The 25020-nt window shown below is 55.6% G+C and carries 24 protein-coding genes and 1 other RNA gene; 13 read left to right on the forward strand and 12 right to left on the reverse strand.

Features of this window, described 5'->3' with window-relative positions:
• Positions 1-41 precede the first annotated feature (41 nt).
• The 11 genes from LOC22_RS07630 (at position 42) to LOC22_RS07680 (ending at position 7416) form a co-directional block, all read left to right on the forward strand.
• Positions 42-1340 (forward strand): MFS transporter, encoded by a 1299-nt coding sequence (locus LOC22_RS07630; protein ID WP_230239473.1) that lies wholly within the window; start codon positions 42-44, stop codon positions 1338-1340.
• Between the two features lie 197 nt (positions 1341-1537).
• Entirely contained in the window at positions 1538-2314 is a 777-nt protein-coding gene (gene exuR, locus LOC22_RS07635) for a transcriptional regulator ExuR (RefSeq protein ID WP_003862635.1), read from the forward strand.
• A gap of 341 nt (positions 2315-2655) precedes the next feature.
• A complete protein-coding gene (gene yqjA / locus LOC22_RS07640) occupies positions 2656-3318 on the forward strand; it encodes a DedA family general envelope maintenance protein YqjA (protein ID WP_003862638.1) in 663 nt (220 codons plus the stop codon).
• Positions 3319-3320: 2 nt separating this feature from the next.
• Positions 3321-3704, forward strand: coding sequence for an EnvZ/OmpR regulon moderator MzrA (gene mzrA, locus LOC22_RS07645; RefSeq protein WP_003862640.1), 384 nt, complete (start codon positions 3321-3323; stop codon positions 3702-3704).
• Between the two features lie 143 nt (positions 3705-3847).
• Positions 3848-4216: a DUF1090 domain-containing protein gene (locus tag LOC22_RS07650; protein ID WP_032655197.1), complete on the forward strand. Its 369-nt coding sequence runs from the start codon at positions 3848-3850 to the stop codon at positions 4214-4216.
• Between the two features lie 29 nt (positions 4217-4245).
• Positions 4246-4551, forward strand: coding sequence for a DUF883 family protein (locus tag LOC22_RS07655; RefSeq protein WP_003862645.1), 306 nt, complete (start codon positions 4246-4248; stop codon positions 4549-4551).
• 2 nt (positions 4552-4553) lie between these two features.
• A complete protein-coding gene (locus LOC22_RS07660; protein ID WP_003862647.1) occupies positions 4554-4952 on the forward strand; it encodes a phage holin family protein in 399 nt (132 codons plus the stop codon).
• Positions 4949-5245: a YqjK-like family protein gene (locus LOC22_RS07665; protein ID WP_230239474.1), complete on the forward strand. Its 297-nt coding sequence runs from the start codon at positions 4949-4951 to the stop codon at positions 5243-5245. The genes LOC22_RS07660 and LOC22_RS07665 overlap by 4 nt, the downstream gene beginning before the upstream one ends.
• A gap of 247 nt (positions 5246-5492) precedes the next feature.
• Entirely contained in the window at positions 5493-5885 is a 393-nt protein-coding gene (locus LOC22_RS07670) for a DoxX family protein (RefSeq protein ID WP_045141796.1), read from the forward strand.
• Positions 5886-5957: 72 nt separating this feature from the next.
• Complete coding sequence (locus LOC22_RS07675; protein ID WP_063133874.1) at positions 5958-6944, forward strand: glutathione S-transferase family protein; 987 nt, start codon at positions 5958-5960, stop codon at positions 6942-6944.
• Between the two features lie 106 nt (positions 6945-7050).
• Complete coding sequence (locus LOC22_RS07680) at positions 7051-7416, forward strand: DUF805 domain-containing protein (RefSeq protein WP_000384149.1); 366 nt, start codon at positions 7051-7053, stop codon at positions 7414-7416.
• 38 nt (positions 7417-7454) lie between these two features.
• Here LOC22_RS07680 and yhaJ read toward each other — a convergent pair whose 3' ends face one another.
• Complete coding sequence (yhaJ, locus tag LOC22_RS07685) at positions 7455-8357, reverse strand: DNA-binding transcriptional regulator YhaJ (protein WP_003862655.1); 903 nt, start codon at positions 8355-8357, stop codon at positions 7455-7457.
• 104 nt (positions 8358-8461) lie between these two features.
• Here yhaJ and LOC22_RS07690 point away from each other — a divergent pair, with 104 nt between their 5' ends.
• A complete protein-coding gene (locus tag LOC22_RS07690) occupies positions 8462-9163 on the forward strand; it encodes a pirin family protein (protein ID WP_017382430.1) in 702 nt (233 codons plus the stop codon).
• A gap of 80 nt (positions 9164-9243) precedes the next feature.
• On the opposite strand, the gene LOC22_RS07695 is transcribed toward LOC22_RS07690, so the two are convergent.
• From LOC22_RS07695 to garL, 11 genes are all read right to left on the reverse strand, one after another.
• Complete coding sequence (locus LOC22_RS07695) at positions 9244-10548, reverse strand: serine dehydratase subunit alpha family protein (RefSeq protein WP_230239475.1); 1305 nt, start codon at positions 10546-10548, stop codon at positions 9244-9246.
• A 20-nt stretch (positions 10549-10568) separates the two neighbouring features.
• Entirely contained in the window at positions 10569-11900 is a 1332-nt protein-coding gene (locus LOC22_RS07700; RefSeq protein ID WP_230239476.1) for an amino acid permease, read from the reverse strand.
• Positions 11901-12174: 274 nt separating this feature from the next.
• Positions 12175-14469, reverse strand: coding sequence for a formate C-acetyltransferase (gene pflB, locus LOC22_RS07705; protein WP_048246824.1), 2295 nt, complete (start codon positions 14467-14469; stop codon positions 12175-12177).
• Positions 14470-14484: 15 nt separating this feature from the next.
• A complete protein-coding gene (tdcD, locus tag LOC22_RS07710) occupies positions 14485-15693 on the reverse strand; it encodes a propionate kinase (protein ID WP_180260608.1) in 1209 nt (402 codons plus the stop codon).
• A gap of 30 nt (positions 15694-15723) precedes the next feature.
• The gene (gene tdcC / locus LOC22_RS07715; protein WP_006812083.1) at positions 15724-17055 is read right to left on the reverse strand and encodes a threonine/serine transporter TdcC; all 1332 of its coding nucleotides are present in this window, start codon (positions 17053-17055) and stop codon (positions 15724-15726) included.
• Between the two features lie 10 nt (positions 17056-17065).
• Positions 17066-18055 (reverse strand): bifunctional threonine ammonia-lyase/L-serine ammonia-lyase TdcB, encoded by a 990-nt coding sequence (tdcB, locus tag LOC22_RS07720; protein WP_032655731.1) that lies wholly within the window; start codon positions 18053-18055, stop codon positions 17066-17068.
• A gap of 96 nt (positions 18056-18151) precedes the next feature.
• Positions 18152-19072: a transcriptional regulator TdcA gene (gene tdcA, locus LOC22_RS07725; protein WP_006812085.1), complete on the reverse strand. Its 921-nt coding sequence runs from the start codon at positions 19070-19072 to the stop codon at positions 18152-18154.
• A gap of 672 nt (positions 19073-19744) precedes the next feature.
• An RNA gene (rnpB, locus tag LOC22_RS07730) (RNase P RNA component class A) lies at positions 19745-20121 on the reverse strand.
• A gap of 32 nt (positions 20122-20153) precedes the next feature.
• Positions 20154-21299 (reverse strand): glycerate 2-kinase, encoded by a 1146-nt coding sequence (gene garK / locus LOC22_RS07735; protein ID WP_032655201.1) that lies wholly within the window; start codon positions 21297-21299, stop codon positions 20154-20156.
• Between the two features lie 56 nt (positions 21300-21355).
• Positions 21356-22246: a 2-hydroxy-3-oxopropionate reductase gene (garR, locus tag LOC22_RS07740; RefSeq protein WP_230239477.1), complete on the reverse strand. Its 891-nt coding sequence runs from the start codon at positions 22244-22246 to the stop codon at positions 21356-21358.
• A 21-nt stretch (positions 22247-22267) separates the two neighbouring features.
• The gene (gene garL, locus LOC22_RS07745; RefSeq protein ID WP_003862676.1) at positions 22268-23038 is read right to left on the reverse strand and encodes a 2-dehydro-3-deoxyglucarate aldolase; all 771 of its coding nucleotides are present in this window, start codon (positions 23036-23038) and stop codon (positions 22268-22270) included.
• Positions 23039-23405: 367 nt separating this feature from the next.
• Between garL and garD the strand changes: the two genes are divergently transcribed.
• Positions 23406-24977 carry a galactarate dehydratase gene (garD, locus tag LOC22_RS07750; RefSeq protein ID WP_196083078.1) on the forward strand — a complete coding sequence of 524 codons (1572 nt, stop codon included), beginning with the start codon at positions 23406-23408 and terminating at the stop codon, positions 24975-24977.
• The last annotated feature ends 43 nt before the right edge of the window (positions 24978-25020 follow it).

Below are 25020 nucleotides of genomic sequence, written 5' to 3' on the forward strand. Positions count from 1 at the left end.
CCGTGTCCCGACACGGAAATAACATAACGATGAGGTTTTACATGCGTAAAATTAAAGGGTTACGTTGGTACATGATCGCACTGGTGACGCTCGGCACCGTGCTGGGCTACCTGACACGTAACACCGTGGCAGCAGCGGCGCCAACGTTGATGGAAGAGTTACATATCTCCACGCAGCAATACTCTTACATCATTGCGGCTTACTCTGCCGCTTACACCGTAATGCAGCCTGTTGCAGGTTATGTTCTTGATATTCTGGGTACAAAAATTGGTTATGCCTTCTTCGCTGTAGCCTGGGCCGTCTTCTGTGGGGCGACCGCGCTGGCCGGCAGTTGGGGCGGACTGGCGCTGGCGCGTGGTGCGGTAGGTGCTGCCGAAGCGGCGATGATCCCCGCAGGTCTGAAAGCCAGCTCTGAATGGTTCCCGGCAAAAGAGCGTTCAATCGCTGTCGGTTACTTCAACGTGGGCTCCTCCATCGGGGCGATGATTGCTCCGCCACTGGTGGTGTGGGCGATTGTGATGCACAGCTGGCAGATGGCGTTCATCATCTCCGGTGTGCTGAGCTTTGCCTGGGCCATGGCGTGGCTGATCTTCTATAAACACCCGCGCGATCAGAAAAAGCTGTCTGACGAAGAACGTGACTACATTATCAATGGTCAGGAATCTCAGCATCAGACCGACAACGGCAAAAAGATGTCCGTCTGGCAGATCCTGGGCACCCGTCAGTTCTGGGGTATCGCCCTGCCACGCTTCCTGGCAGAACCGGCCTGGGGTACGTTTAACGCCTGGATCCCGCTGTTCATGTTTAAAGTTTACGGCTTTAACCTGAAAGAGATCGCGATGTTCGCCTGGATGCCAATGCTGTTTGCAGACCTGGGCTGTATCGTCGGCGGCTACCTGCCACCGCTGTTCCAGCGCTGGTTTGGCGTGAACCTGATTGTGTCCCGTAAGATGGTGGTCACCATGGGCGCCCTGCTGATGATCGGCCCGGGCATGATCGGCCTGTTCACCAGCCCTTACGTGGCTATCGCCCTGCTGTGTATCGGGGGCTTTGCTCACCAGTCTCTTTCCGGTGCGCTTATTACGCTCTCGTCCGACGTGTTTGGTCGTAACGAAGTCGCTACCGCCAACGGCCTGACCGGGATGGCCGCCTGGACCGCAAGTACCCTGTTTGCGCTGGTGGTCGGCGCGCTGGCAGATACCATTGGTTTCAGCCCGCTGTTCGCGGTACTGGCTATCTTCGACCTGATGGGTGCGGTGGTTATCTGGACGGTGCTGAAGAGCAAATCCGCCGATGAACTGGAGAAAGAGTCCCTTGGGGGACCGGCGACGCAGAGTTAGCGTTGTTGTGCCGGGTGGCGGCTCCGCCTTACCCGGCCTACAAAACCCAATAAAATCGTAGGCCGGGTAAGCGCAGCGCCACCCGGCAAAATCTTCTCAAAAGCCGCCTACGGGCGGCTTTTTTCATGGTGAAATCTGGAGAGTGGCACGCAAAAGTGGTATAACAAATCATTCGCCGTACCCTGCCTGGAGCGCATATGGAAATCACCGAATCACGTCGTTTATATCAACAACTTGCCGCCGAGCTGAAAGATCGCATCGAGCAAGGGGTCTATCTTGTCGGTGATAAACTTCCCGCTGAGCGTTTCATTGCGGATGAAAAAAGCGTCAGCCGTACGGTGGTCCGCGAAGCCATCATCATGCTGGAAGTGGAAGGATATGTTGAGGTACGCAAAGGTTCCGGCATTCATGTGATTTCCAGCCAGGCGAAACACTCCCCCACCCCGGACGAAAGTCTGGAGTTTGCCAGCTACGGTCCGTTTGAGCTTCTCCAGGCTCGCCAGCTGATTGAAAGCAACATTGCGGAATTTGCTGCGACGCAGGTGACCAAGCAGGACATCATGAAGCTGATGGAAATCCAGGATCATGCGCGTAAAGAAAAATGTTTCCGCGATTCCGAATGGGACCTGCAATTCCACGTCCAGGTCGCCCTTGCGACTCAGAACACGGCGCTTGCGGCAATCGTTGAAAAAATGTGGACTCAGCGCGTTCACAACCCGTACTGGAAGAAATTGCACGATCACATTGATTCCCGTACGGTAGATAACTGGTGTGACGACCACGACCAGATTCTTAAGGCTCTGATTCGTAAAGATCCGCATGCGGCGAAACTGGCAATGTGGCAGCACCTGGAGAACACTAAACAGATGCTGTTTAATGAAACAAGTGATGACTTTGAATTTAACGCTGACCGCTATCTTTTTGCCGATAATCCGGTCGTTCACCTCGATACCGCGACCAATCTCGCAAAATAACGCCCCGAACTGCTGGCAGGCGCACCGCCGCGCCTTCCGGCCAGACAGGGTAAGAAAACCTCTATAGTGTCAGCCTTTGTAAAATTTCTCGCTCCCCTCCGTGGCTTACGCCAAAATCGTGTTTCCCCTCAAATTCTGTGACGCAGAACGTCGGGCTTTGTTACAATTGGATTCACTTCGTTATTTTGTAAGTTAGTGCTTGCTAACCAGCCAATTAACAGGGAACAGTGTTGGCCACACATCAATGTGTCCGCGAGCGACCATAATGAAATCATAACAATGTCGCCGTGCTGTTTTCCCGAATGACAGGCGTGACGTTAACCGATTTCCAGGAACACTGAATGGAACTTTTGACCCAACTACTGAACGCCCTCTGGGCTCAGGATTTCGAAACGCTGGCCAACCCGTCCATGATTGGCATGCTCTACTTTGTGTTATTTATGATCCTGTTCCTTGAGAACGGTCTGCTGCCTGCTGCCTTTTTACCCGGCGACAGCCTGCTGGTGCTGGTCGGGGTGCTCTGTGCAAAAGGGGCGATGGCTTTCCCGCAAACGGTCCTGCTTTTGACCATTGCCGCCAGCCTGGGCTGCTGGGTGAGTTACATTCAGGGGCGATGGCTGGGTAACACGCGAATCGTTCAGAACTGGCTTTCGCACCTTCCGGCCCATTACCACCAGCGAGCGCACCACCTTTTCCATAAGCATGGGCTTTCCGCCTTACTGATCGGCCGCTTTATCGCATTCGTACGCACCCTGCTGCCCACCATTGCGGGCTTGTCCGGCCTGAGCAGTACGCGCTTCCAGTTCTTTAACTGGATGAGCGGCTTGCTGTGGGTGCTGATCCTGACCACGCTCGGCTACGCGCTGGGTAAAACGCCGGTCTTTATGAAATATGAAGATCAGCTGATGTCTTGCCTGATGCTGCTGCCCGTCGTTCTGCTGGTGTTTGGCCTGGTCGGGTCCCTGGTCGTACTGTGGAAGAAGAAATACGGAGCCAGGGGTTAACGATGGTTATCTCCCCGCTCGCGCTGCGCCGCTTCTCTTACGCTATCGTCGCGCTGATGATGTTCAGCGCTCTTATCCTGCTGTGGTCTGCGCTACAGCATCAGGAGTCGACGCTGGCTATCCGTCCTGTGAGCCAGGGAACCAGCGTGCCGGATGGTTTTTCCATCTGGCATCATCTGGACGCAAACGGGATCCGCTTTAAGAGCATCACGCCGCAAGACGATGTGCTGCTGATAAAATTTGACTCCAGTGCGCAAAGCGCCGCGGCGAAAGCCGTGCTGGACCGCACGCTGCCGCAGGGTTACATCATTGCGCAACAGGATGATGACAGCCACGTAGCCTCCTGGATGTCACGGTTACGCGACACGTCGCATCGATTTGGTTAACGACTAAGATTCCGAATATTTTCACCTACTTTGGTGAAACTCCCGTTTACTTACTATGCTTAAGTACGCGGAGCACCCCTCAGATGTTCTCCGCATAGTTCTGGAACACGGTTTACGCCGTAACACAATGGAAGGTTTCTATAATGAAATACCGCATCACTCTGGCTCTGGCCCTTTTTTCTTTAAGCACAGCTTCCTTCGCTATGTCTCTTTGTCAGGAGAAAGAACAGGATATCCAACGCGAAATCAGTTATGCCGAAAAGCATAACAATCAGCACCGGATCGACGGGCTGAAAAAAGCGTTGAGCGAAGTGAAAGACAACTGTACGGACAGCAAGCTGCGTGCCGATCATCAGAAAAAAATCGCTGAACAGAAGGACGAGATAGCCGAGCGCCGTCAAGACCTACAGGAAGCGAAAGAGAAAGGTGATGCGGAAAAAATTGCCAAGCGCGAGAGGAAGTTGCAAGAGGCGCAGGACGAACTGAAAGCGCTGGAAGCTCGCGATTATTGAGTTAACGGAAATCTCAACAGGAGAGAATCATGTCAAAAGATACAACTTCAGAAAATCTGCGCGCTGAACTGAAATCCCTGGCGGACACCCTGGAAGAGGTGCTGAACTCTTCTGCGGATAAATCGAAAGAAGAAGTAAGTAAACTGCGCAGCAAAGCGGAGCAGGCACTGAAAGAGAGCCGTTACCGTCTGGGTGAAACCGGTGATGCGCTGGCGAAACAGACCCGCGAAGCGGCAGCGCGCGCAGACGAATATGTACGTGATAATCCATGGACGGGTGTGGGTATTGGCGCCGCAGTGGGTGTGGTGCTGGGTGTCCTGCTGACGCGTCGTTGATTATGGAAGATCCACGTCACGCACAAGGGCCTGCTAAAAACGTCCTCGGCATCGGCCAGCGTATTCTGACAACGCTGGTCGGGATTGCCGAAACGCGCGTCCGGCTTGCGGTAGTGGAGCTGGAAGAGGAGAAAGCCAACCTCTTCCAGATGCTGCTCATGCTTGGGCTTACGATGCTCTTTGCCGCGTTTGGTCTGATGAGCCTGATGGTGTTAATCATCTGGGCTATCGATCCCCAATATCGTCTGAACGCGATGATTGCGACTACCGTGGTTCTGCTGGTGGCGGCGCTGATAGGCGGTATCTGGACCCTGCATAAAGCGCGCACGTCGACCTTCCTGCGCCATACGCGCCAGGAGCTGGCCAACGACCGCGCCCTGCTGGAGGATGATAAGTCGTGAGCGACAAAGCCGAACGTCAAAAGCGGAAAGCGTATCTGTTGAGCCAAATCCAGCAGCAGCGGCTGGATTTGTCTGCCAGCCGTCGAAACTGGGTTGAAGCCACGCATCGGTTTGACCGCGGCTGGAACACGGTCCTGAGCCTGCGCTCATGGGCGCTGGTCGGCAGCAGCGTGATGGCGATCTGGTCGGTTCGGCATCCTAACATGCTGATCCGCTGGGCACGCCGCGGCTTTGGCGCCTGGAGCGCCTGGCGGCTGGTGAAAACCACGCTGCGACAACAGCAGTTGCGCTAGCCTTCTTGCCGGGTGACGCTGCGCTTACCCGGCCTACGATTGCGTGTAGGCCGGGTAAGGCGTAGCCGCTACCCGGCAAAACCCCCTCCCTTACTCAATATCTTTGAAGAAGATTAACAGTTTTCCTTGCTAACATTTGCCATCCGCCCCGTTTACACTCCTCTCCATCGACAGCAAAGACGCGGTATCTACCCGAATTTGCACACAAATAACGTTTAGCCGCTGATGTGGTTTCCTGGAGAGTAAAATGAAAAAATTAGAAGATGTTGGTGTACTGGTAGCGCGTATTCTGATGCCTGTTCTGTTCATCACCGCAGGCTGGGGCAAAATTACCGGCTATGCGGGCACTCAGCAGTATATGGAAGCGATGGGCGTACCGGGGTTCCTGCTGCCACTGACCATTCTGCTTGAGTTCGGCGGCGGCCTGGCAGTGCTGTTCGGTTTCCTGACCCGCACCACGGCGCTGTTCACCGCAGGCTTTACCCTGCTGACCGCGTTCATCTTCCACAGCAACTTTGCGGAAGGCGTGAACTCCCTGATGTTCATGAAAAACCTGACCATCGCGGGTGGCTTCCTGCTGCTGGCTATCATGGGCCCGGGCGCCTACAGCATCGACCGTCTTCTGAATAAGAAGTGGTAAGCACGCTATACTGATTACATTCAAAGCGAGGAGACATCTCCTCGCTTTTGCTATCTGACGGAGGAGTAAAAAATGGGACAACTCGTAGACGGCGTCTGGCAGGATGTCTGGTATGACACCAAATCCACCGGTGGACGCTTTAAGCGCTCTGTTTCGGCCTTCCGTAACTGGCTGACCGCCGACGGCGCACCCGGCCCGAGTGGCGAAGGGGGCTTTGCGGCGGAAAAAGATCGTTATCATCTGTATGTTTCTCTCGCCTGTCCGTGGGCGCACCGCACGCTGATTGTGCGCAAACTTAAAGGTCTCGAATCGTTAATTCCGGTTTCGGTGGTTAACCCGCTGATGCTGGAAAACGGCTGGACGTTCGACAGTGACTTCCCGGCCGCGACGGGTGATGAGCTTTATCATCACGATTTCCTGTATCAGCTCTATCTGCGCGCCGATCCGCACTACACCGGACGCGTAACGGTGCCTGTGCTGTGGGACAAGAAAAACCAGACGATCGTCAGCAATGAATCCGCTGAAATCATTCGCATGTTCAATACCGCGTTTGACGCACACGGTGCCCGCGCCGGGGATTACTACCCGGTTGAGCTGCGTGAGAAAATTGACGAGCTGAACGGCTGGATCTACGACAACGTCAACAACGGCGTCTATAAAGCAGGGTTTGCCACCAGTCAGGAAGCGTACGACGAAGCGGTCGGCAACGTGTTTAGATCCCTGGAGCGCCTGGAGCAGATCCTCGGCCAGCATCGTTATTTAACGGGCGATCGCCTCACCGAAGCAGACATCCGCCTGTGGACGACGCTGATCCGCTTCGATCCGGTGTATGTCACCCACTTCAAGTGCGACAAGCACCGCATCAGTGATTACCTGAACCTGCACGGTTTCCTGCGCGACATCTATCAGATGCCAGGGATTGCGGAGACGGTCAATTTTGACCATATTCGCACCCACTATTTCCGCAGTCATAAGACCATCAACCCAACGGGCATTATCTCCATTGGCCCGTGGCAGGATCTGGATGAACCGCACGGGCGCGACGTGCGTTTCGGATAATTATGTAGGGAATCAATTGATTCCCTTTTTTAATTCACGGCATACATCTATCCTTACCTCGATCGCTTAGAAAACAAGTGATTGACTGATTAAGAGGCAAGGAAAAATGGACTGGTATTTAAAGGTACTGCGCAACTATTTTGGTTTTGGTGGCCGCGCCCGCCGCAAAGAGTACTGGATGTTCGTTCTGGTGAACTTCGTCCTGATTATGGTGCTGGGCATTGTGGACAAGATCCTCGGCTGGGAACGCGAGGGGGGTGAAGGCATTCTCACCACCATTTATGGTGTGTTAGTTCTGCTGCCTTCATGGGCCGTACTGTTTCGTCGTCTCCACGACACCGATCGTTCGGCGTGGTGGCTGCTGTTGCTGTTGATCCCGCTTATCGGCTGGATCGTGATTTTGATTTTCAACTGTCAGAGCGGAACGCCGGGCGAAAACCGCTTTGGTCCGGATCCTAAAGCAAGCGCGTAAATTCTGCCCGGTGGCGCATACGCTTACCGGGCCTACGCTTATTTGTTGTGGTGGGCAAAGAGCTTGGGAATTTCACGCAAACACCAAGATTTGGCTTCGCCCATGCTGTCACGACGCCACGCCATAATGATATCCACTTCGCTGGTGTATTCCGGGCTGACGACGCGCAGCCGCCCTTCTGCAATGTCCTTTTCGACAAACGGGTACGGCATCGTCGCCACGCCCAGCCCCGCCAGGAGCGCCTGACGCTTATCTTCCAGCGACGTTACCGTCAGTCGCGGCTGTTTATCCAGCAACTGTACCGTTAACACCGGGCGCTCTCGGGCGGTATCCGCGACCGCCACGCCGCGGTATTTCACGCGCGTGACCTCAGAGAGCGGCTCCGGCTCCTGATGGATAGGGTGATCCGGGGCGGCGACGTAGACGTTCATCACGCTGTACAGTTTGCGCGAATTGATTTCTGACGATGAGCGGAAATGCATGTCCGGCGCAATCACGATATCCGCCCTGCCCGTCTCAAGACGCTCCCACGCCCCGGCCAGCACCTCAGTGATGATCGACAGCTGGGTATTGGCTTTCGCGGCCAGTCTGTCCACCAGCGGGAACAGCGCCTCGGTGGGCACCAGCGCTTCGGTCACCAGCGTCAGATGGGTTTCCCAGCCGCGGGCCAGCGCTTCGGCATCCGTCGTCAGCTTATCCGCCGCTTCCAGCAATACGCGGCCGCGCTCCAGCAGCATCCGCCCAACGTTGGTGAATTTTGTTCGATGACCGGAACGGTCAAAGAGCACAACATCCAGCTCCTCTTCCAGCTTTTGCATGGTATAGCTCAGGGCAGACGGAACGCGCCCCAGTTCATCTGCCGCCGCGGCAAAACTGCCGCGCCTGTCAATCGCGTCCATGACGCGAAGCGCCTCAAGCGTCAATGCTCTCTCTTTAGCCATCTCGTTCTCATTCAGGAAATTTGAACATACCAGGCAGAATATCTGGCTAACAATGCAGCGTCCATACCTTTACCATTGATTTAGTGTAAAGAGAGGTCAAGTTTATGATTACGACAAGAACAGCGAAACAGTGCGGACAAGCCGATTTCGGTTGGTTGCAGGCCCGCTACACCTTTTCCTTTGGACACTACTTTGACCCTAAACTCCTCGGTTACGCTTCACTGCGCGTATTGAATCAGGAAGTGCTCGCCCCGGGCGCGTCCTTCCAGCCGCGCACGTACCCTAAAGTCGATATCCTGAACCTGATCCTGGAAGGCGAGGCAGAATACCGCGATAGCGAGGGCAATCATGTCCAGGCGAAGGCTGGCGAGGCGCTGTTAATTTCCACGCAGCCAGGTATTAGCTACAGCGAGCATAACCTCAGCAAAGATAAAACGCTGACCCGCATGCAGCTGTGGCTGGATGCCTGTCCGGAGCGGGAAAATCCGCTGGTGCAAAAAATCGATCTGAAGGGCGGTAAACAGCAGCTGATTGCCTCGCCAGACGGCAGCAAAGGCAGCTTGCAGTTGCGCCAGCAGGTGTGGCTGCACCATATCGAACTGAAAAAAGGTGAACAGGCGAGCTTCCAGCTTCATGGCCCGCGTGCCTATTTGCAGTCCATTCACGGAACGGTGCATGCGGTCACGCATACGGAAGAGAAAGAAGCGCTCACCTGCGGTGACGGGGCGTTTATTCGTGACGAAGCGAATATCACCCTGGTTGCCGATACGCCGCTGCGCGCGCTGCTGATTGATTTGCCGGTTTAAGATCAACACGCCCCCTCGCTCGATCGGTTCCCTCTCCCTATGGGAGAGGGTTAGGGTCAGGGGTAACGGGTTGGATTAAATCACAACATCTTACTCGCCATAATCTCAATGATCTGCCGGTCCGTCGCCTGCATTGAGCGGCACGCCAGAGCGCACAGGTTAGAGATAGACTGTTCCACGTCGTGCGCCACAATCCCCTCGTTACCCGTCACGGCAGTATCATCCAGCGCCATCATCACGGCTTTCCAGGCGCTGGTGACGCTGGTCGAGACCTTCATTGCGCAGCTGTTAGAGGCCCCATCGCAGATCATCCCGCTCACGTCGCCGATCATACTGCCGATCGCCATGGCAATGGTCTGGTAAGATCCGCCCATCAGCCACGCCATCCCCGCCGCTGCCCCCATTCCGGCCGTTGTCGCCGCGCACAACGCGGACAAGCGCGGAAGCTGGTAATGGATATAGATAGCCGACAGATGCGAGAGCATCAGCGCCCGCGCCAGCCGTTCGTCATCGGCCTGAACGTGCTCAGCCACCACCACTACCGGCATGGTGGCGGTGATGCCCTGATTCCCGGAACCCGAGTTGCTCATCGCCGGCAGCGTCGCGCCTCCCATGCGGGCATCCGAGGCTGCGCTGGTGCGGATAATAATGTCTGATCCCAGATCCTGCGCCATCCAGCCGCGTGCGCGCTGTTTATCGAGCGTCGCGCCAATATGCAGCCCCCAGTTGCCACGCAAACCTTCGCGGGAGAGCGCATCGTTCAGCCGCCCCGCATCGAGGATAAAGCGGATCGCGTCGAACGGCACCTGCTCTACAAACTCAAGGATCTGCGACAGCGTGGTGGTCGAGAGCACCGCCAGCGGATCGTCGTTGTTCTGGCTCTGACGATCGTCAAGCCTGAAGCGCGTTTCGCCCTGACAAACTACCTCCACCACGCGAGTGTGCCCGCCAGCGATGGTCACCATCGCCGAGGATTCACCGACGTAAACGCAGGCGCGTGAATAGAGGATCTCCTCGCACGGCTCCTGCAATTTCACCTGCACCAGACCTGCGTTCAGCAGTGCTTTGGCGCGCGTTAGCGCCTCGGCCGATACGTCTTTCAACACCTCCAGCCCGGCGTGTGCATTACCGCCTGTCGCCCCCAGCGCGGCCGCGATGGGTAAACCGACCATACCGGTGCCGGGCACCGTTACGCCAAGCCCGTTTTTCATCAGGTTCGGCGATACCCACGCCTCGATACGCGTCACCTCACCGTCAAGCTGTCCGGCAGCCATCGCGCACGCCAGCGCCAGCGAGACGGGTTCGGTACAGCCCAGCGCAGGCTTTACCTCTTCCTGCACAGCGCGAATAAAATGGTTCCATAAAGGATTAATTTGCTCAGACATCGTTACGACCTTATTTAACCTCATGAGAAGGCGAGGAAAGGAGAAACACAAAGCAGCAGCCCGGTAATCACAATAATCACCAGCGATACGCCTTTATATTTATGAAGTGCGGGCACTTTGTAGACCAGCCACGCCGGAATTAAGCAACCCACCATCCCGAAAATAGGGCTACAGATGGAGGTGAAGCTCAGCACCGGCGCGTTTAACACATTCGCGCTCCAGGCCAGCAGGATAGCGAACAGCATAATCCCGCGCTGGACGGTGCTTTCATTGATTTTCTCCGCCGGCATTTTGCGGCGCAGGATGTTCATCACGATGCCCTGCGTCGCCTCACGAAAGCCGAGATAGACGCCAAAGAACGCGGTCATCACGGCAAAAATGTTGAGGATCACGCTGACGATTTTGACCCAGCCCGCACCGTCACCGCTGATGAACTGTGCTGCGATTGCCAGGGCGGAAATATTCTGCTCGTAGGCTTTTACCGCCTCGTCGTGCCCCATCGCCAGCGTAAAGGAGACCGCGTAGAAAAAGACCGTCACAAACAGCACGCCAAAAGCGATATTCATTGCCCGCAGCGCTTTATGACGCGCCACCTCAACGGATTTTTCCCGTGAACGATAGGAAATCACCATCGGGCTTAATGTCTGAATAAACAGAATGGAGGTTAAGGTGAAAGGCAGCGTAATAATGGCGTTTTTAATCAGCAGGCCCATCGGCGGCAGCATACCGACGTTGGCTAAATGCCAGAGGCCAATCATCGAAAGCCCCAGCGCCGCCACCACAAATAATTTGGTCAGCACCATCAGGCTGGAGACTTTAAACAGCAGTTTTTCACCGCGCGACGAAATGGCGACCAGAATGCAGATCAGGAATAAGCCGTAGAACGGATTTTCCGACAGCAAACCGTCGGTTACGCCGAAGGTGTGTAGGTAGGATGCGCTGTCGTTGGTGATAGCCGTGGAATAGACAAACATCCAGATCACCAGCATCACGAAATAAAGCGCACCCAATAAGATGCCCCAGTTTTTACCTAAATAACCGCTAATGACGCTCGGGTAATCTTTGCATTCCGGTGATTCCGCCAGCGTATTAATAAACAGGCGCTGGAACAGGTACATAGCCGGATAACCAATTATCGACGAGAGTAAAAACACCCACAGCCCCATTAACCCGACCTGCACAGGAAGAAAAACGATGCCCGCGCCGATAGCCATCCCGATACTCATGATGACCCAGCCCGTATCGGTGCTGTCGAATTTGATCGCCTCTCGCCATTCGCTTTCGCTCATTCCCGCCCGCCTTGCCGCAGGGGAATCACTCACAATCACACTGCTGTTTGTTGCCATATTCATTGGGCACTCGCTTATTTTGTAGGGTAACTGGTTGTTTTTATAAGGTTCCGATCGCCAGCGATTGCGAGTCAGAGGGTGCAGGTGTGAGTTATTGATATGGGAAGATCATATCCGGAGCGCGGGAGAAAAAAGTCACAACTTTTATGTGGATTTTCTAAAGCGAGAGAATAATATTACTTCAGGATAGCAGAAAGGAGAGTAAGTTTTCTAAAATTGACGGCGTTCACAAAATTAAAAGCCTCCCCATTTGAGGAGGCTGAAGATGAAGCCTGTATTACATCGCCTGCGTAAACGTCCTCGAAATCACGTCCTGCTGCTGCTCGCGCGTCAGAGCGTTAAACCGCACCGCATAGCCTGAAACGCGGATCGTCAGGTTCGGATAGTTCTCCGGATGGGCAATGGCATCCAGCAGCATCTCCCGGTTCATCACGTTGACGTTCAGGTGTTGCCCGCCCTCAATGGTCGCTTCGTGGTGGAAGTATCCGTCCAGCAGCCCGACAAGGTTGGTTTTGCGCACCGGCTCGTCCTTGCCCAGTGCCTGCGGCACGATGGAGAAGGTGTAGGAGATCCCGTCTTTGGCATAGGTGAACGGCAGCTTGGCGACCGAGGTTAACGACGCCACCGCCCCTTTTCTGTCGCGCCCGTGCATCGGGTTGGCGCCAGGCGCAAACGGCGTGCCGCCGCGACGTCCGTCCGGCGTGTTGCCGGTCTTCTGCCCGTAAACCACGTTGGAGGTGATGGTCAGGATCGACTGCGTCGGTACCGCGTTGCGGTACGTCGGCAGCGCCTGGATTTTCTTCATAAAGCGCTCAACCAGATCGCAGGCGATACTGTCCACGCGATCGTCGTTGTTGCCGTACTGCGGATAGTCGCCTTCGATGACGAAATCGACCGCCAGACCGGTGTGGTCGCGCACCGGTTTTACCGTGGCGTATTTGATGGCCGACAGGGAATCCGCCGCCACCGACAGCCCGGCAATGCCGCAGGCCATGGTGCGGTAGACGTCCCGGTCGTGCAGCGCCATCAGCGAGGCTTCGTAGCTGTATTTATCATGCATATAGTGAATGAGATTCAACGCGCTGATGTACTGCACCGCCAGCCAGTCCATGAAGTGATCGAGGCTCGCCATTACGGTGTCGTAATCCAGTACCTCATCCAGCAGCGGCTCGGTTTTCGGCCCCACCTGGATCTTCAGCTTCTCATCCACCCCGCCGTTGATTGCATACAGCAGCGTTTTCGCCAGGTTGGCGCGTGCGCCGAAGAACTGCATCTGCTTGCCGATCACCATCGGGCTGACGCAGCAGGCAATGGCGTAGTCGTCGCTGTTGAAGTCGGCGCGCATCAGATCGTCGTTCTCGTATTGCAGCGAGGAGGTGACGATCGACACCTGCGCGGCGTATTTCTTGAACGCGATCGGCAGTTGTTCGGACCAGAGGATCGTCAGGTTTGGCTCCGGCGCAGGCCCCATGGTGTGCAGGGTATGCAGGTAGCGGAAGCTGTTTTTGGTCACCAGCGTGCGGCCATCCAGCCCCATGCCGCCAATCACTTCCGTGGCCCAGATCGGATCGCCGGAGAAGAGCGTGTCGAACTCCGGCGTGCGCAGGAAGCGTACCATGCGGATCTTCATGATGAAGTGGTCGATCAGCTCCTGGGCCTGCACCTCATTCAGCCGTCCTGCCTGCATGTCGCGTTCAATGTAGATATCAAGGAACGAGGCCGTGCGCCCCAGCGACATCGCCCCGCCATTCTGGGATTTCACTGCGGCAAGGTAGGCAAAGTAGACCCACTGCACCGCTTCCTGCGCATTCATCGCCGGACGTGAAATATCAAAGCCATAGTTCGCCGCCATCTGCTGGATCTGGAGCAACGCACGTTTATGCTCCGCCAGCTCCTCGCGCAGGCGGATCGTGGCCTCCAGATCTTCTCCGCGCTCCAGTTTCCCCTGGAGATCGGCGAACTGAAGTTCACGCTCGCGCACCAGATAGCTGATGCCGTACAGCGCCACGCGACGGTAGTCGCCGATGATGCGTCCGCGCCCGTAGCCGTCCGGCAGACCGGTCAGCACCCCCGATTTGCGACAGCGCATCATCTCCGGAGAGTAGACGTCAAACACGCCCTGGTTGTGGGTTTTGCGCAGGTCTGTGAAGAGATATTCAAACTGCGGATCCATCTCGCGACCGTAAGCTTCGAACGAACTGCGGATCATGTTGATCCCGCCGTACGGATGCAGGGCGCGCTTGAGCGGCTTGTCGGTTTGCAGGCCAACGATCGTCTCCAGCTCCTGATCAATATAGCCCGGCCCGTGCGCGGTAATAGTAGTGGCGATGTTGGTGTCAAAATCCACCGGAGCGTGAGTAGCATTCTCCTGACGAATGCCGACCATCACCTTCTGCCACAGCGCCGTCGTTGCTGGCGTCGCCTGCGCGAGGAAAGCTTCATCGCCTTCATAAGGGGTGTAGTTATGCTGAATAAAATCGCGCACGTTAATGGCGTTTTTCCATTCTTCACCGCGAAACCCGGCCCATGCGTCGCTGTAAGGCGCGACGCCCGTATCGATTGTTACTTTCATCAGATTCTCGCTTTATCAGGCGTAAGCCGCAGCCGGAGTAACCTTCCCAAGACGGAGGGCATCCAGTGCGATCATTTTTTCTTCATTGGTAGGGATCACCGCGCAGGCCGCGCGGGACGACTCGGTAGAGATCACGCGCTCGCCCGCGCTGCCCGGCAGGGCATTTTTGGACTCGTCGAGGATGATGCCAAACACCTTAAGATGCTCCACCACCAGCGCGCGGATAAGCACGGAGTTCTCACCGATCCCGCCGGTAAACACCACGCCATCCAGACGGTGCAGGGACGCGGCATGACCGGCGATATGTCGCGCAATCCGGTGGACAAAGGTCTTTATTGCCAGCCGCGCCCGCTCGTTGCCGTCATGCCAGGCTTTCTCCAGCGCGCGCAAATCGGAGGAGATGCCAGAGATCCCCAGCAGCCCGGACTCTTTGTTGACCACGCGCTCCAGATCCTCGAACGACTGGCCGGTCTGCCGGGCAATCCACGCCATCGCGCCAAAATCCACGTCGCCGCAGCGCGTGCCCATCACCAGTCCTTCAAGCGGCGTCATCCCCATGGACGTGTCCACGCTTACGCCGTTACGCACCGCGCAGATGGACGCCCCGTTGCCGAGATGGGCAATCACCAGGCCGCTGTCATCGGGAGAGAGCCCGAGAAGCGCGTGCGCCTGCGCCGACACGTAGCGGTGAGAGGTGCCGTGGAAACCGTAGCGGCGCACGCCCAGCTCTTCAAAATAGCGGTACGGCAAGCCGTACAGATACGCCTGCGGCGCCATGGTCTGGTGGAAGCTGGTATCAAATACCGCCACCTGCTGCACGCCGGGGAACAGGCGCCCGGCGGCTTCCACGCCGCTCAGGTTGGCGTAGTTATGCAGCGGCGCCAGCGGGGAGACCTCGCGGATCTGCGCCATCACCTCTTCCGTGATCAGGGTCGACTCGCTGAAGAGGTCGCCGCCGTGGGCAATGCGATGGCCAATCAAGGCCACGCTGACCATCAGGTTGCGTTTCTCCAGCTCCAGGGCGATGGCGGCCAGCGCCCCTTCGTAGTCCTGGTGAGCCAGTCTGACCGGCTCACCCCCATTCACGGAAATAAAGGCTTTTTCTGTGTTGATGCCGTCCGCAATGCCCGTCATCAGGGCATCGCAGCCTGCGGCGTCCAGCACCGAGAACTTAACAGAGGACGATCCGCAGTTAATGACCAGTACTACCGGAAACTCAATCATGGTATGGCTCCGCTCTTCCTGAGCTTTGGTTTAAAACAGTTTGTACACGATGTTCAGAATGGTCAGCAGTCCGACCACGGTTACGAAGATGTTCTCGGTCCGGCCTTTGTATTTCGCCAGCGCAGGCGCCTTGCGGATGGCGTACATCGGCAGCAGGCACAGCAGAGAGGCGATAATTGGCGCACCCATGGCTTCAATAAGGTCCAGGATGTTCGGGTTGGCGTAGGCCACAATCCAGGTGGAGCCCATGATGAAGACCATGCTGATGGTGTTCAGCTTGCCCACGGAGACTTTCTTCTTGTCGCCCTTGTAACCGAACTTGAGGATCAGACCGTTCAGCCCCTCCAGCGTGCCCAGATAGTGGCCGAAGAAGGATTTAAAGATAGCGACCAGCGCGATGATGGAGGCGCCGTATTCCAGCACCGTGGCGAACGTGGATTTACTGCCTGACATCGACGCGAAGTGGTTCGCCAGGTAAGAGAGCACCGGAATGTTCTGCGCTTTGGCGTCCGCCATGTTCTGCGGAGAGAGCGTAAACAGGCAGCTAAAGGCGAAGAACATCACCACCGCCACCATCAGCAGGCTGGCGCGACCGATGATTTTGGAACATTTCTGCTCGGTAAACTCTTTCCCGAACTCCGGTTCGTACTCTTCGCGCTTGGAGACCACAAACGAGGAGACGATAGGCGAGAAGTTGAAGGAGAAGACCATGATGGAGATCCCCAGCCACACCGTGACCAGAATGCCGTCATGACCGGTGAAGGCGATATCGCTCAGGTTAACCTGGTCGATCACCGCCGAGTTCCAGTACGGGATCAGCGAGAGAGAAATTAACACCAGGCTGGCGATGAACGGGAACACCAGGTAGCTCATCACTTTCACCATCAGGTCTTTACCGAACCAGATAACAAAGGCCATCAGCAGCAGCAGGAACAGCGCCACCACGCCGCGGTTCAGGGCGGGCATCTGGAGCTGGTTTTCCCAGAAGGTCATAAAGGTGTTGGTAATGGTGACGCCGTAAATCCACAGCAGCGGGCAAATGGCAAAGAAGTAGAGGAAGGTGATCACCACCCCGCCGGTCTTACCAAAATGCTCCTCCACCGTTTCGGTGATGTTGCCGGAGACGTTACTGCCGGACAAACACAGACGCGCCAGCGCGCGGTGGCAGTAAAAGGCAATCGGGAACGCGAGTACCAGCATCAGCAGGATAGGGATCAGGCCGCCAAAGCCTGCACGGATAGGGAAGAACAGCACGCCTGCGCCAATGGCGGTACCAAACAGGCCGAGCGTCCAGGTGGTATCCGATTTACGCCAGGTGGACGTTTTTGTCTGGCCAACGATAATGCTTTCTGTGTTGCTCATAAGTCATCCTTTATGCGTCAACGAAGCCGGTAATTTGGGAAACACGGGAGAGATCGATATTGCCGCCGGAAATAATGCAGACGGTTTTTCGGCCCTGAATATAGTGGTCCAGCTTGCCGCTTAATAACGCCGCGCACGCCAGCGCACCGGCACCTTCCGTGACCACCTTATTTCGCTGAATAAGCGCGATCATGCTGTTGCGAATCTCGTCTTCGCTGACCAGCACAATGTCATCGACTAATTCACGAACAATTTCGAAGGTTAAATTACCTGGGCGAGACACGTCGCAGCCGTCAGCTAATGTGCCGGTAATACGATGACTGGTTATTTCTCCGGCCTGATACGATGCCGCCATTCCGTGCACATTTTCAGACTGCACGCCGATAATATTGATAGTTGGGTTGATGGATTTAATTGCTGTCGCAATACCGGCAATTAAACCGCCGCCGCCGATGGGGACAATCACGTTATCCACGTCATATAAATCTTCGAGGATTTCCAGGCCGATGGTGCCCTGGCCGGCAATGACTTTCGGATCGTCGTAAGGCGGGATAAAAATGCGCCCTTCCATCTCGACGATTTCGCTCACTTTGGCGATGGTGTCGTTAAAGTTCTCGCCGTGCAGCACCACTTCGGCAGAGTAGTCACGCGTGGCGGCAACCTTGGATTTCGGCGCGCCCATCGGCATGACCACTTTGCCGTCGATGCCGAGCATGGCGCAGGAGAGAGAGACCCCCTGCGCGTGGTTCCCTGCGGAACAGGCCACCACGCCCTTGCGTTTTTCCGCATCGGTCAGCGAGCTTAATTTATTAAAAGCCCCACGTATTTTAAACGAACCGGTACGCTGCATATTTTCAAATTTCAGGAATATCTCACCCTTACACCGTTCGCTCAGATAATTCGAGCGCGGCATACCGGTTTTATAGATCTTTCCCGCCAGTCTTTTTCTGGCGTCCTGAATATCTTCAATGGTCACCGGGAGATCGTAAGTAATGTGCATAATATCCTCGTTATAATAATTCATTGTTTTCAGGCAAAGTCAGGGTATCAGAGCGTTAAAAAGCGTCGCTCCGGGTGTTTTAAATCATCATTATTTCTATCGTCGTTTTTCGATATTCATCGACGAATATTGTTTTGCCAGTTCAACTAATACTGACGCCGATTTTTTAATACTGTAATTTTTTGACCACACGGCGGCATAACGCGCCACGGGTAATTCATCTTCCACCGGCAGAACAATAAACTGGTCCGAGCCGAATGGCGCAATCATGTCACGGGGGATCACCGTCAGGTAATCGGCATTGAGGACAAGGTTATAGATGGTGACGACGGAATCGGTCTGGACGATGTTTTCAATGCTGATGTGGTTGTCTTGCAGGGTGGTCAGGAGTTCGTTGTAGTAGCCCATATCGGTTTGCGGCATCACCCACTGCTCGTGCGTGAGCGATGCCAGTCTGGTCGGGCCGGTGCACGTTCGTGATTTACTCGCCACCAGCACAAACTCGGATTCAAACAGTGGCTCAACGTGAAGATCCTGAAGCTGCATCCCGTCGCTCAGCGTGCCGATGGCGAAATCCAGCCGGCCATCGCGAATGGCGGGCAGGAATGAAGAGAGCTGCGCTTCATACATTGAGACGCGCGCTTTCGGGAACACTTCCTTGAATTTTTTGATCATCCCGGACAGGAAGGTGAAGCCAATCAGCGACGGATAGCCAAAAGAGACGTCCATGACGGTACTGAAACTGAGGCTGTTAATCTCGCTCACCATGTTTTTCATTTCGCGGGTGATCGACTCAGCGTAGGACAGCAGCACCTGACCGGCGGCAGTGAGTTTTACGCCGGTGTTCTTACGCACCATCACTTCCACCCCAAAGTAGGATTCGATGTCGCTGATGATTTTGCTGACGGCAGGTTGCGTCAGCCCCAGTTGTCTTGCAGCAGAACCTATGGAGCCACTTTTGATGACTTCCTGAAATACCACGAGGTGCTGTGTTTTCGGTAGAATAATAGTATTCATAATATTCTGCGCTTATTTCCCTATGACGCAGCGGATTCTACCCAATATTGTTTCAGGGGGTATGTGCTGTTACTCACAATTTGCCAGGACGCTCTGTTTTCAACCGCACCCGAAATCTAATTATGTCTTTATAAATCAAATGCTTATTACAATAAAAATACACATTTACGCTGATATTGATCAATAAAAAACGCGGTAATAAATTTATTTTATGGCAATAACCAGCGTGAATTTTTTTGCCTTAAAAATATTAATAAAGGCTATCTTTCAGGCAATTAAAGGTTAATAAAACACCATTATTCCTTTAAAACATTTTTGTGGTTTATCAACTTTACCAGGAATATTTATACACTTTCCGGTTAAAGAGTGGGATATATCACACATTCACCAGAAGAATGTTTTAAGATTCAATATTAAATTATCAAATGAATAACATTCGGCATCACTGACTAAACATTTACAACATCTGCTCAACACTAAAATTTTCTAATTTCATAGCGTTAAATTTTGTGATTGCGATCATGCGCAGCAGATGAGAGGAATGCACAGTCAGGCAAATAGTGAAATGTGCTTAGCATCGCAAAATTGAGAATTAATGTCGTTTGGCGCTTCGCTTACCCGGCCTGCAACCTTCTGAAAGCAAAAACCCCGCCGAAGCGGGGTTTCGTAAGAAGTTGAAGCTGACCGATAAGCCGGGTTCTGTCGTGGACAGTCATTCATCTAGGCCAGCAATCGCTCACTGGCTCAAGCAGCCTACCCGGGTTCAGTACGGGCCGTACCATGTGAACCCCTATTTGGCCTTGCTCCGGGTGGAGTTTACCGTGCCACGGACTGTTACCAGCCGCGCGGTGCGCTCTTACCGCACCCTTTCACCCTTACCTGATCCCGCTTGCGCGGGCCATCGGCGGTTTGCTCTCTGTTGCACTGGTCGTGGGTTTCCCCCCCAGGCGTTACCTGGCACCCTGCCCTGTGGAGCCCGGACTTTCCTCCCCTCCGCCCGTCTCCCCCGAAAGGGACGACGACGAAGCGGCGACTGTCTGGTCAGCTTCGGCGCGCAGTATAGAGGGTTTGCGCGCCGCTGTCACCCCTGGCTACGCATGCCTACCTGCAATGTGGCCGCGATATTCCGCGAGGTGCGGTAAATGTTGTCATACGCTCCCTGGAACGCCTCTTCCAGTGAACCGATGCGGGTCAGTACGCTGAACACCGCGTCGATGCCGTACTGATGCACCACACCCACATCCTGCGTCAGACTTCCGGCAATCCCGATCACCGGCTTATGGTATTTTTTGGCGACGCTCGCCACACCGACGGGCACTTTGCCATTAATGCTCTGGCTGTCGATGCGCCCTTCCCCGGTCAGCACCCACGTGCAGTCGTGAATATGTTCTTCAAGATTGAGCGCCTGAGTGACAATCTCGATGCCGCTTTTCAGCTCAGCGCCCAGGAAGGCCATCAGCGCCGCGCCCATGCCGCCCGCGGCGCCAGCCCCCGGAACCCGGTTGACGTCAATGCGCAGTGATTTTTTGATCACCCCGGCGTAGTGGCTAAGATTGGCGTCGAGTTCGAGGATCATCTCCTCCGTGGCGCCTTTTTGCGGGCCAAAGATACGCGACGCGCCGCTTTCACCGACCAGCGGATTCGTCACGTCACAGGCGACGCGGATTGCGCATCCCTGAAGACGCGGATCGAGATCGGAAATATCAATCCGGTTAAGCGCCATCAGGCTGCCGCCGCCGTAGCCGATCTCCGTCCCGTTCGCATCCGTAAACTTCGCGCCCAGCGCCTGCATCATACCCGCGCCCCCATCGTTGGTTGCGCTCCCGCCGATACCGATAATGATGTTGCGCGCGCCTTTATCCAGCGCGCTGAGGATCAGCTCCCCCGTCCCGCGCGACGTCGTGACCAGCGGGTTACGCTGCGCGGGAGGAACAAGCACCAGGCCGCTGGCGGCGGCCATCTCGATAAACGCGGTGGTACCGTCGCCCGAGATCCCCCAGCTGGCCTTCACCTTTTCCCCTAACGGGCCGGTGACGACAGCCTGCTGCCAGGTGCCCTGCGTCGCAGCGATCATCGCTTCAACCGTACCTTCTCCGCCGTCAGCAACGGGAACAGACACGTAATGAGCATCGGGGAAAATTTCCCGAAATCCTTTTTCTATCGCCTGCGCCACCTCGGTGGCAGACAGGCTTTCTTTATAAGAGTCTGGCGCGATTACGATTTTCATAGTTGTATGCCTGAGCCGTAGGCCCGGTAAGCGTAACGCCACCGGGCAGGACGTCATTAGCGAGCAATTTCAACCTTCGCCAGTTTTTCGTAATAGCACGCTAACGCGCTGTGATCGGCGGTGCCCAGACCGTCCGCACGCAGCGCCTGCATCATCTCCATGACGGCGGCAGTCAGCGGCAGCTGCGCGCCCACGCCGTGGGAGGTATCCAGCGCATTCGCCAGATCCTTAATGTGCAGATCGATGCGGAAGCCCGGCCTGAAGTTACGATCCATCACCATCGGCGCCTTGGCATCCAGCACGGTGCTGCCCGCCAGACCACCGCGAATGGCCTGATAGACCAGATCCGGATTAACGCCCGCTTTGGTGGCCAGCGTCAGCGCTTCGGACATGGCCGCGATGTTCAACGCCACAATCACCTGGTTTGCCAGCTTGGTGACGTTGCCTGCGCCAATTTCACCGGTGTGCACCACGGAGCCGGCCATGGCTTTCATCAGGTCGTAGTATTTGTCGAACACGGCTTTATCGCCCCCGACCATCACCGACAGGGTGCCGTCGATGGCTTTCGGTTCGCCGCCGCTGACCGGCGCATCCAGCATCTCTACGCCCTTCGTTTTCAGCGCCTCGCTGATTTCGCGGCTTGCCAGCGGTGCGATAGAACTCATGTCGATCACCACAAGGCCCGGCTTCGCGCCGTCGATAATGCCGTTCTCACCCAGCGCCACCTCTTTCACGTGCGGGGAGTTTGGCAGCATGGTGATAATCACGTCGCACTGCTCAGCAATCGCTTTTGCGGTTGTCGCCGTTTCTGCGCCAGCCGCAATCACCTCTGCCACCGCGTCTGAATTACGATCTAAAACCACCAGTGAGTAACCTGCTTTGATGAGGTTTTTGCTCATTGGTTTGCCCATGATACCCAGGCCAATAAAACCCACTTTCAGCGTCATAATCTGTTTCCTCAATGATGGTTATTTTTTAAAAGCGTCCGCTAACTTCTGCGTGGCGGCGCGGAATACGCCGAGATCGCTGCCGACGGCAACAAACGTTGCGCCCCACTCCAGGTAGCGGCGGGCATCGGCTTCCACTGGCGCCAGAATGCCGCACGGTTTACCGTGCGCTTTGGCACGGGCAAAAATGTGCTGAATTGCGCGCTGCACGTCCGGATGGCTGGCGTTGCCCAGATGACCAAAGGCGGCCGCCAGATCGCTCGGGCCGACGAAAATGCCGTCTACCCCCTCCGTCGCAGCAATAGCGTCGACGTTATCGACCCCCTGCTGGCTCTCGATCTGAACCAGAATGGTGATGTTTTTGTTGGACTGGGCGAAATAGTCCGGCACGGTGCCAAACATGTTGGCGCGGTGCGAGACGGACACGCCGCGGATCCCTTCCGGTGGATAGCGGGTCGCCGCCACGGCCAGCACCGCTTCTTCTTCCGTTTCAACAAACGGGATCAGGAAGTTGTAGAAGCCGATATCCAGCAGACGCTTGATGATCACCGGCTCGTTGGTGGGCACACGCACCACCGGCGCGCTGTGGCTGCCTTTCAGCGCCATCAGCTGCGGAATAAACGTGTTGATATCGTTTGGCGCATGTTCGCCGTCCAGCACCAGCCAGTCGAACCCGGCCAGGCCCAGCACTTCGGTGCTGATGGGGTTGGCCAGCGCAGACCAGCAGCCAATCTGAATCTGATGCGCCGCAAGGGCCGCTTTAAATTTATTCGGGAAGATGTCGTTACTCATTACTTATACCTTTTTTAATTCCGCAGTTTTAGCCAGTAGCTTTTCTTATTTATTCCGACTCAGCGTCAGCGTTATATTTATTTTCCTGACTGAATTTTGGCGTTATAAAATCGTCATTCAGTATAATCGTCACCACCCGGCAGCACATTGTCTCAATGCTCAATTATCCAACGGGAGTAGCACGCTATTTTGAGCATATGCCCAACACAGTGGGCGCTGATGCACAGAATCAACGATTAGTGGTTCGGGAGCGATCGCGATCACATTCTCACCTTTCCTCTCCTGGCATTCTTTATTTCCTCAATAAGAAACAATTAACCATCTGGCTATATTTAGTATCAGATATTTTGCTGGAGAAGAGTGAACAATGGCCGATATTGAAATTCGACAGGCGTCGCCGACGGCGTTCTATATAAAAGTGCACGATACCGATAACGTGGCGATTATTGTCAACGACAATGGCTTAAAAGCTGGCACCCGCTTTCCGGATGGCCTGGAGCTGATTGAGCACATTCCGCAGGGGCATAAAGTCGCACTGGTCGATATCCCGGCGCAGGGCGAAATCGTGCGCTACGGCGAAGTCATCGGCTATGCGGTGCGCGCTATCCCGCAGGGTAGCTGGATTGAGGAGTCGCTGGTTGAGCTGCCCACCGCCCCGCCGCTGGAGTCGTTGCCGCTGGCTACCCGCGTCCCTGAGCCGTTGCCTCCGCTGGAGGGTTATACCTTCGAAGGTTACCGCAACGCGGATGGCAGCGTGGGAACCAAAAACCTGCTTGGCATCACCACCAGCGTGCATTGCGTGGCGGGCGTAGTGGATTACGTGGTGAAAATTATTGAGCGCGATCTGCTGCCGAAATACCCCAACGTTGACGGCGTGGTGGGTCTTAACCACCTGTACGGCTGCGGCGTGGCGATCAATGCGCCCGCAGCGGTCGTGCCGATCCGTACGATTCACAATATCGCCCTTAACCCAAACTTTGGCGGTGAGGTCATGGTGATTGGTCTCGGCTGTGAAAAATTGCAGCCAGAACGCCTGTTGCAGGGTACGGAGGATGTGAAAGCCATTCCGGTTGACGATGCCAGTATTGTGCGTCTTCAGGATGAACACCATGTCGGCTTCAGATCGATGATCGACGACATTTTACAGGTGGCAGAGCGCCATCTGGAGAAGCTGAACAAACGCCAGCGTGAAACCTGCCCGGCCTCTGAACTGGTCGTTGGGACACAGTGTGGCGGCAGCGATGCGTTTTCCGGCGTCACCGCTAACCCGGCGGTAGGTTATGCCTCCGATCTGTTCGTGCGCTGCGGCGCCACGGTGATGTTCTCCGAAGTGACCGAAGTGCGTGATGCTATCCACCTGCTCACGCCGCGCGCCGTCAACGAAGAGGTGGGCAAACGCCTGCTGGAGGAGATGGCCTGGTACGATAACTATCTCGACATGGGCAAAACGGACCGCAGCGCCAACCCGTCTCCGGGTAACAAGAAAGGCGGCCTGGCGAACGTGGTGGAAAAGGCCCTCGGGTCAATTGCCAAATCCGGCCAGAGCGCGATTGTGGAAGTGCTCTCCCCTGGCCAGCGACCAACCAAACGCGGTTTGATCTACGCGGCAACGCCTGCCAGTGATTTCGTGTGCGGCACCCAGCAGGTGGCATCCGGCATTACGGTACAGGTCTTTACCACCGGGCGCGGCACGCCGTACGGCCTGATGGCGGTACCGGTGATCAAAATGGCGACCCGCACCGAGCTGGCAAACCGCTGGTATGACTTAATGGATATCAACGCGGGCACCATCGCCACCGGGGAAGAGAGTATTGAAGAGGTGGGCTGGAAGCTGTTCCACTTCATTCTGGATGTGGCAAGCGGGCGGAAGAAAACCTTCTCCGATCAATGGGGATTGCATAACTCGCTGGCGGTGTTTAACCCGGCGCCGGTGACCTGATGGCCCCTCATCCTGCCTTCTCCCCACAGGGGAGAGGGTAAAA

Source organism: Enterobacter sp. AN-K1, from assembly GCF_020971765.1.
GTDB classification, from domain to species: Bacteria; Pseudomonadota; Gammaproteobacteria; order Enterobacterales; family Enterobacteriaceae; genus Enterobacter; species Enterobacter hormaechei_C.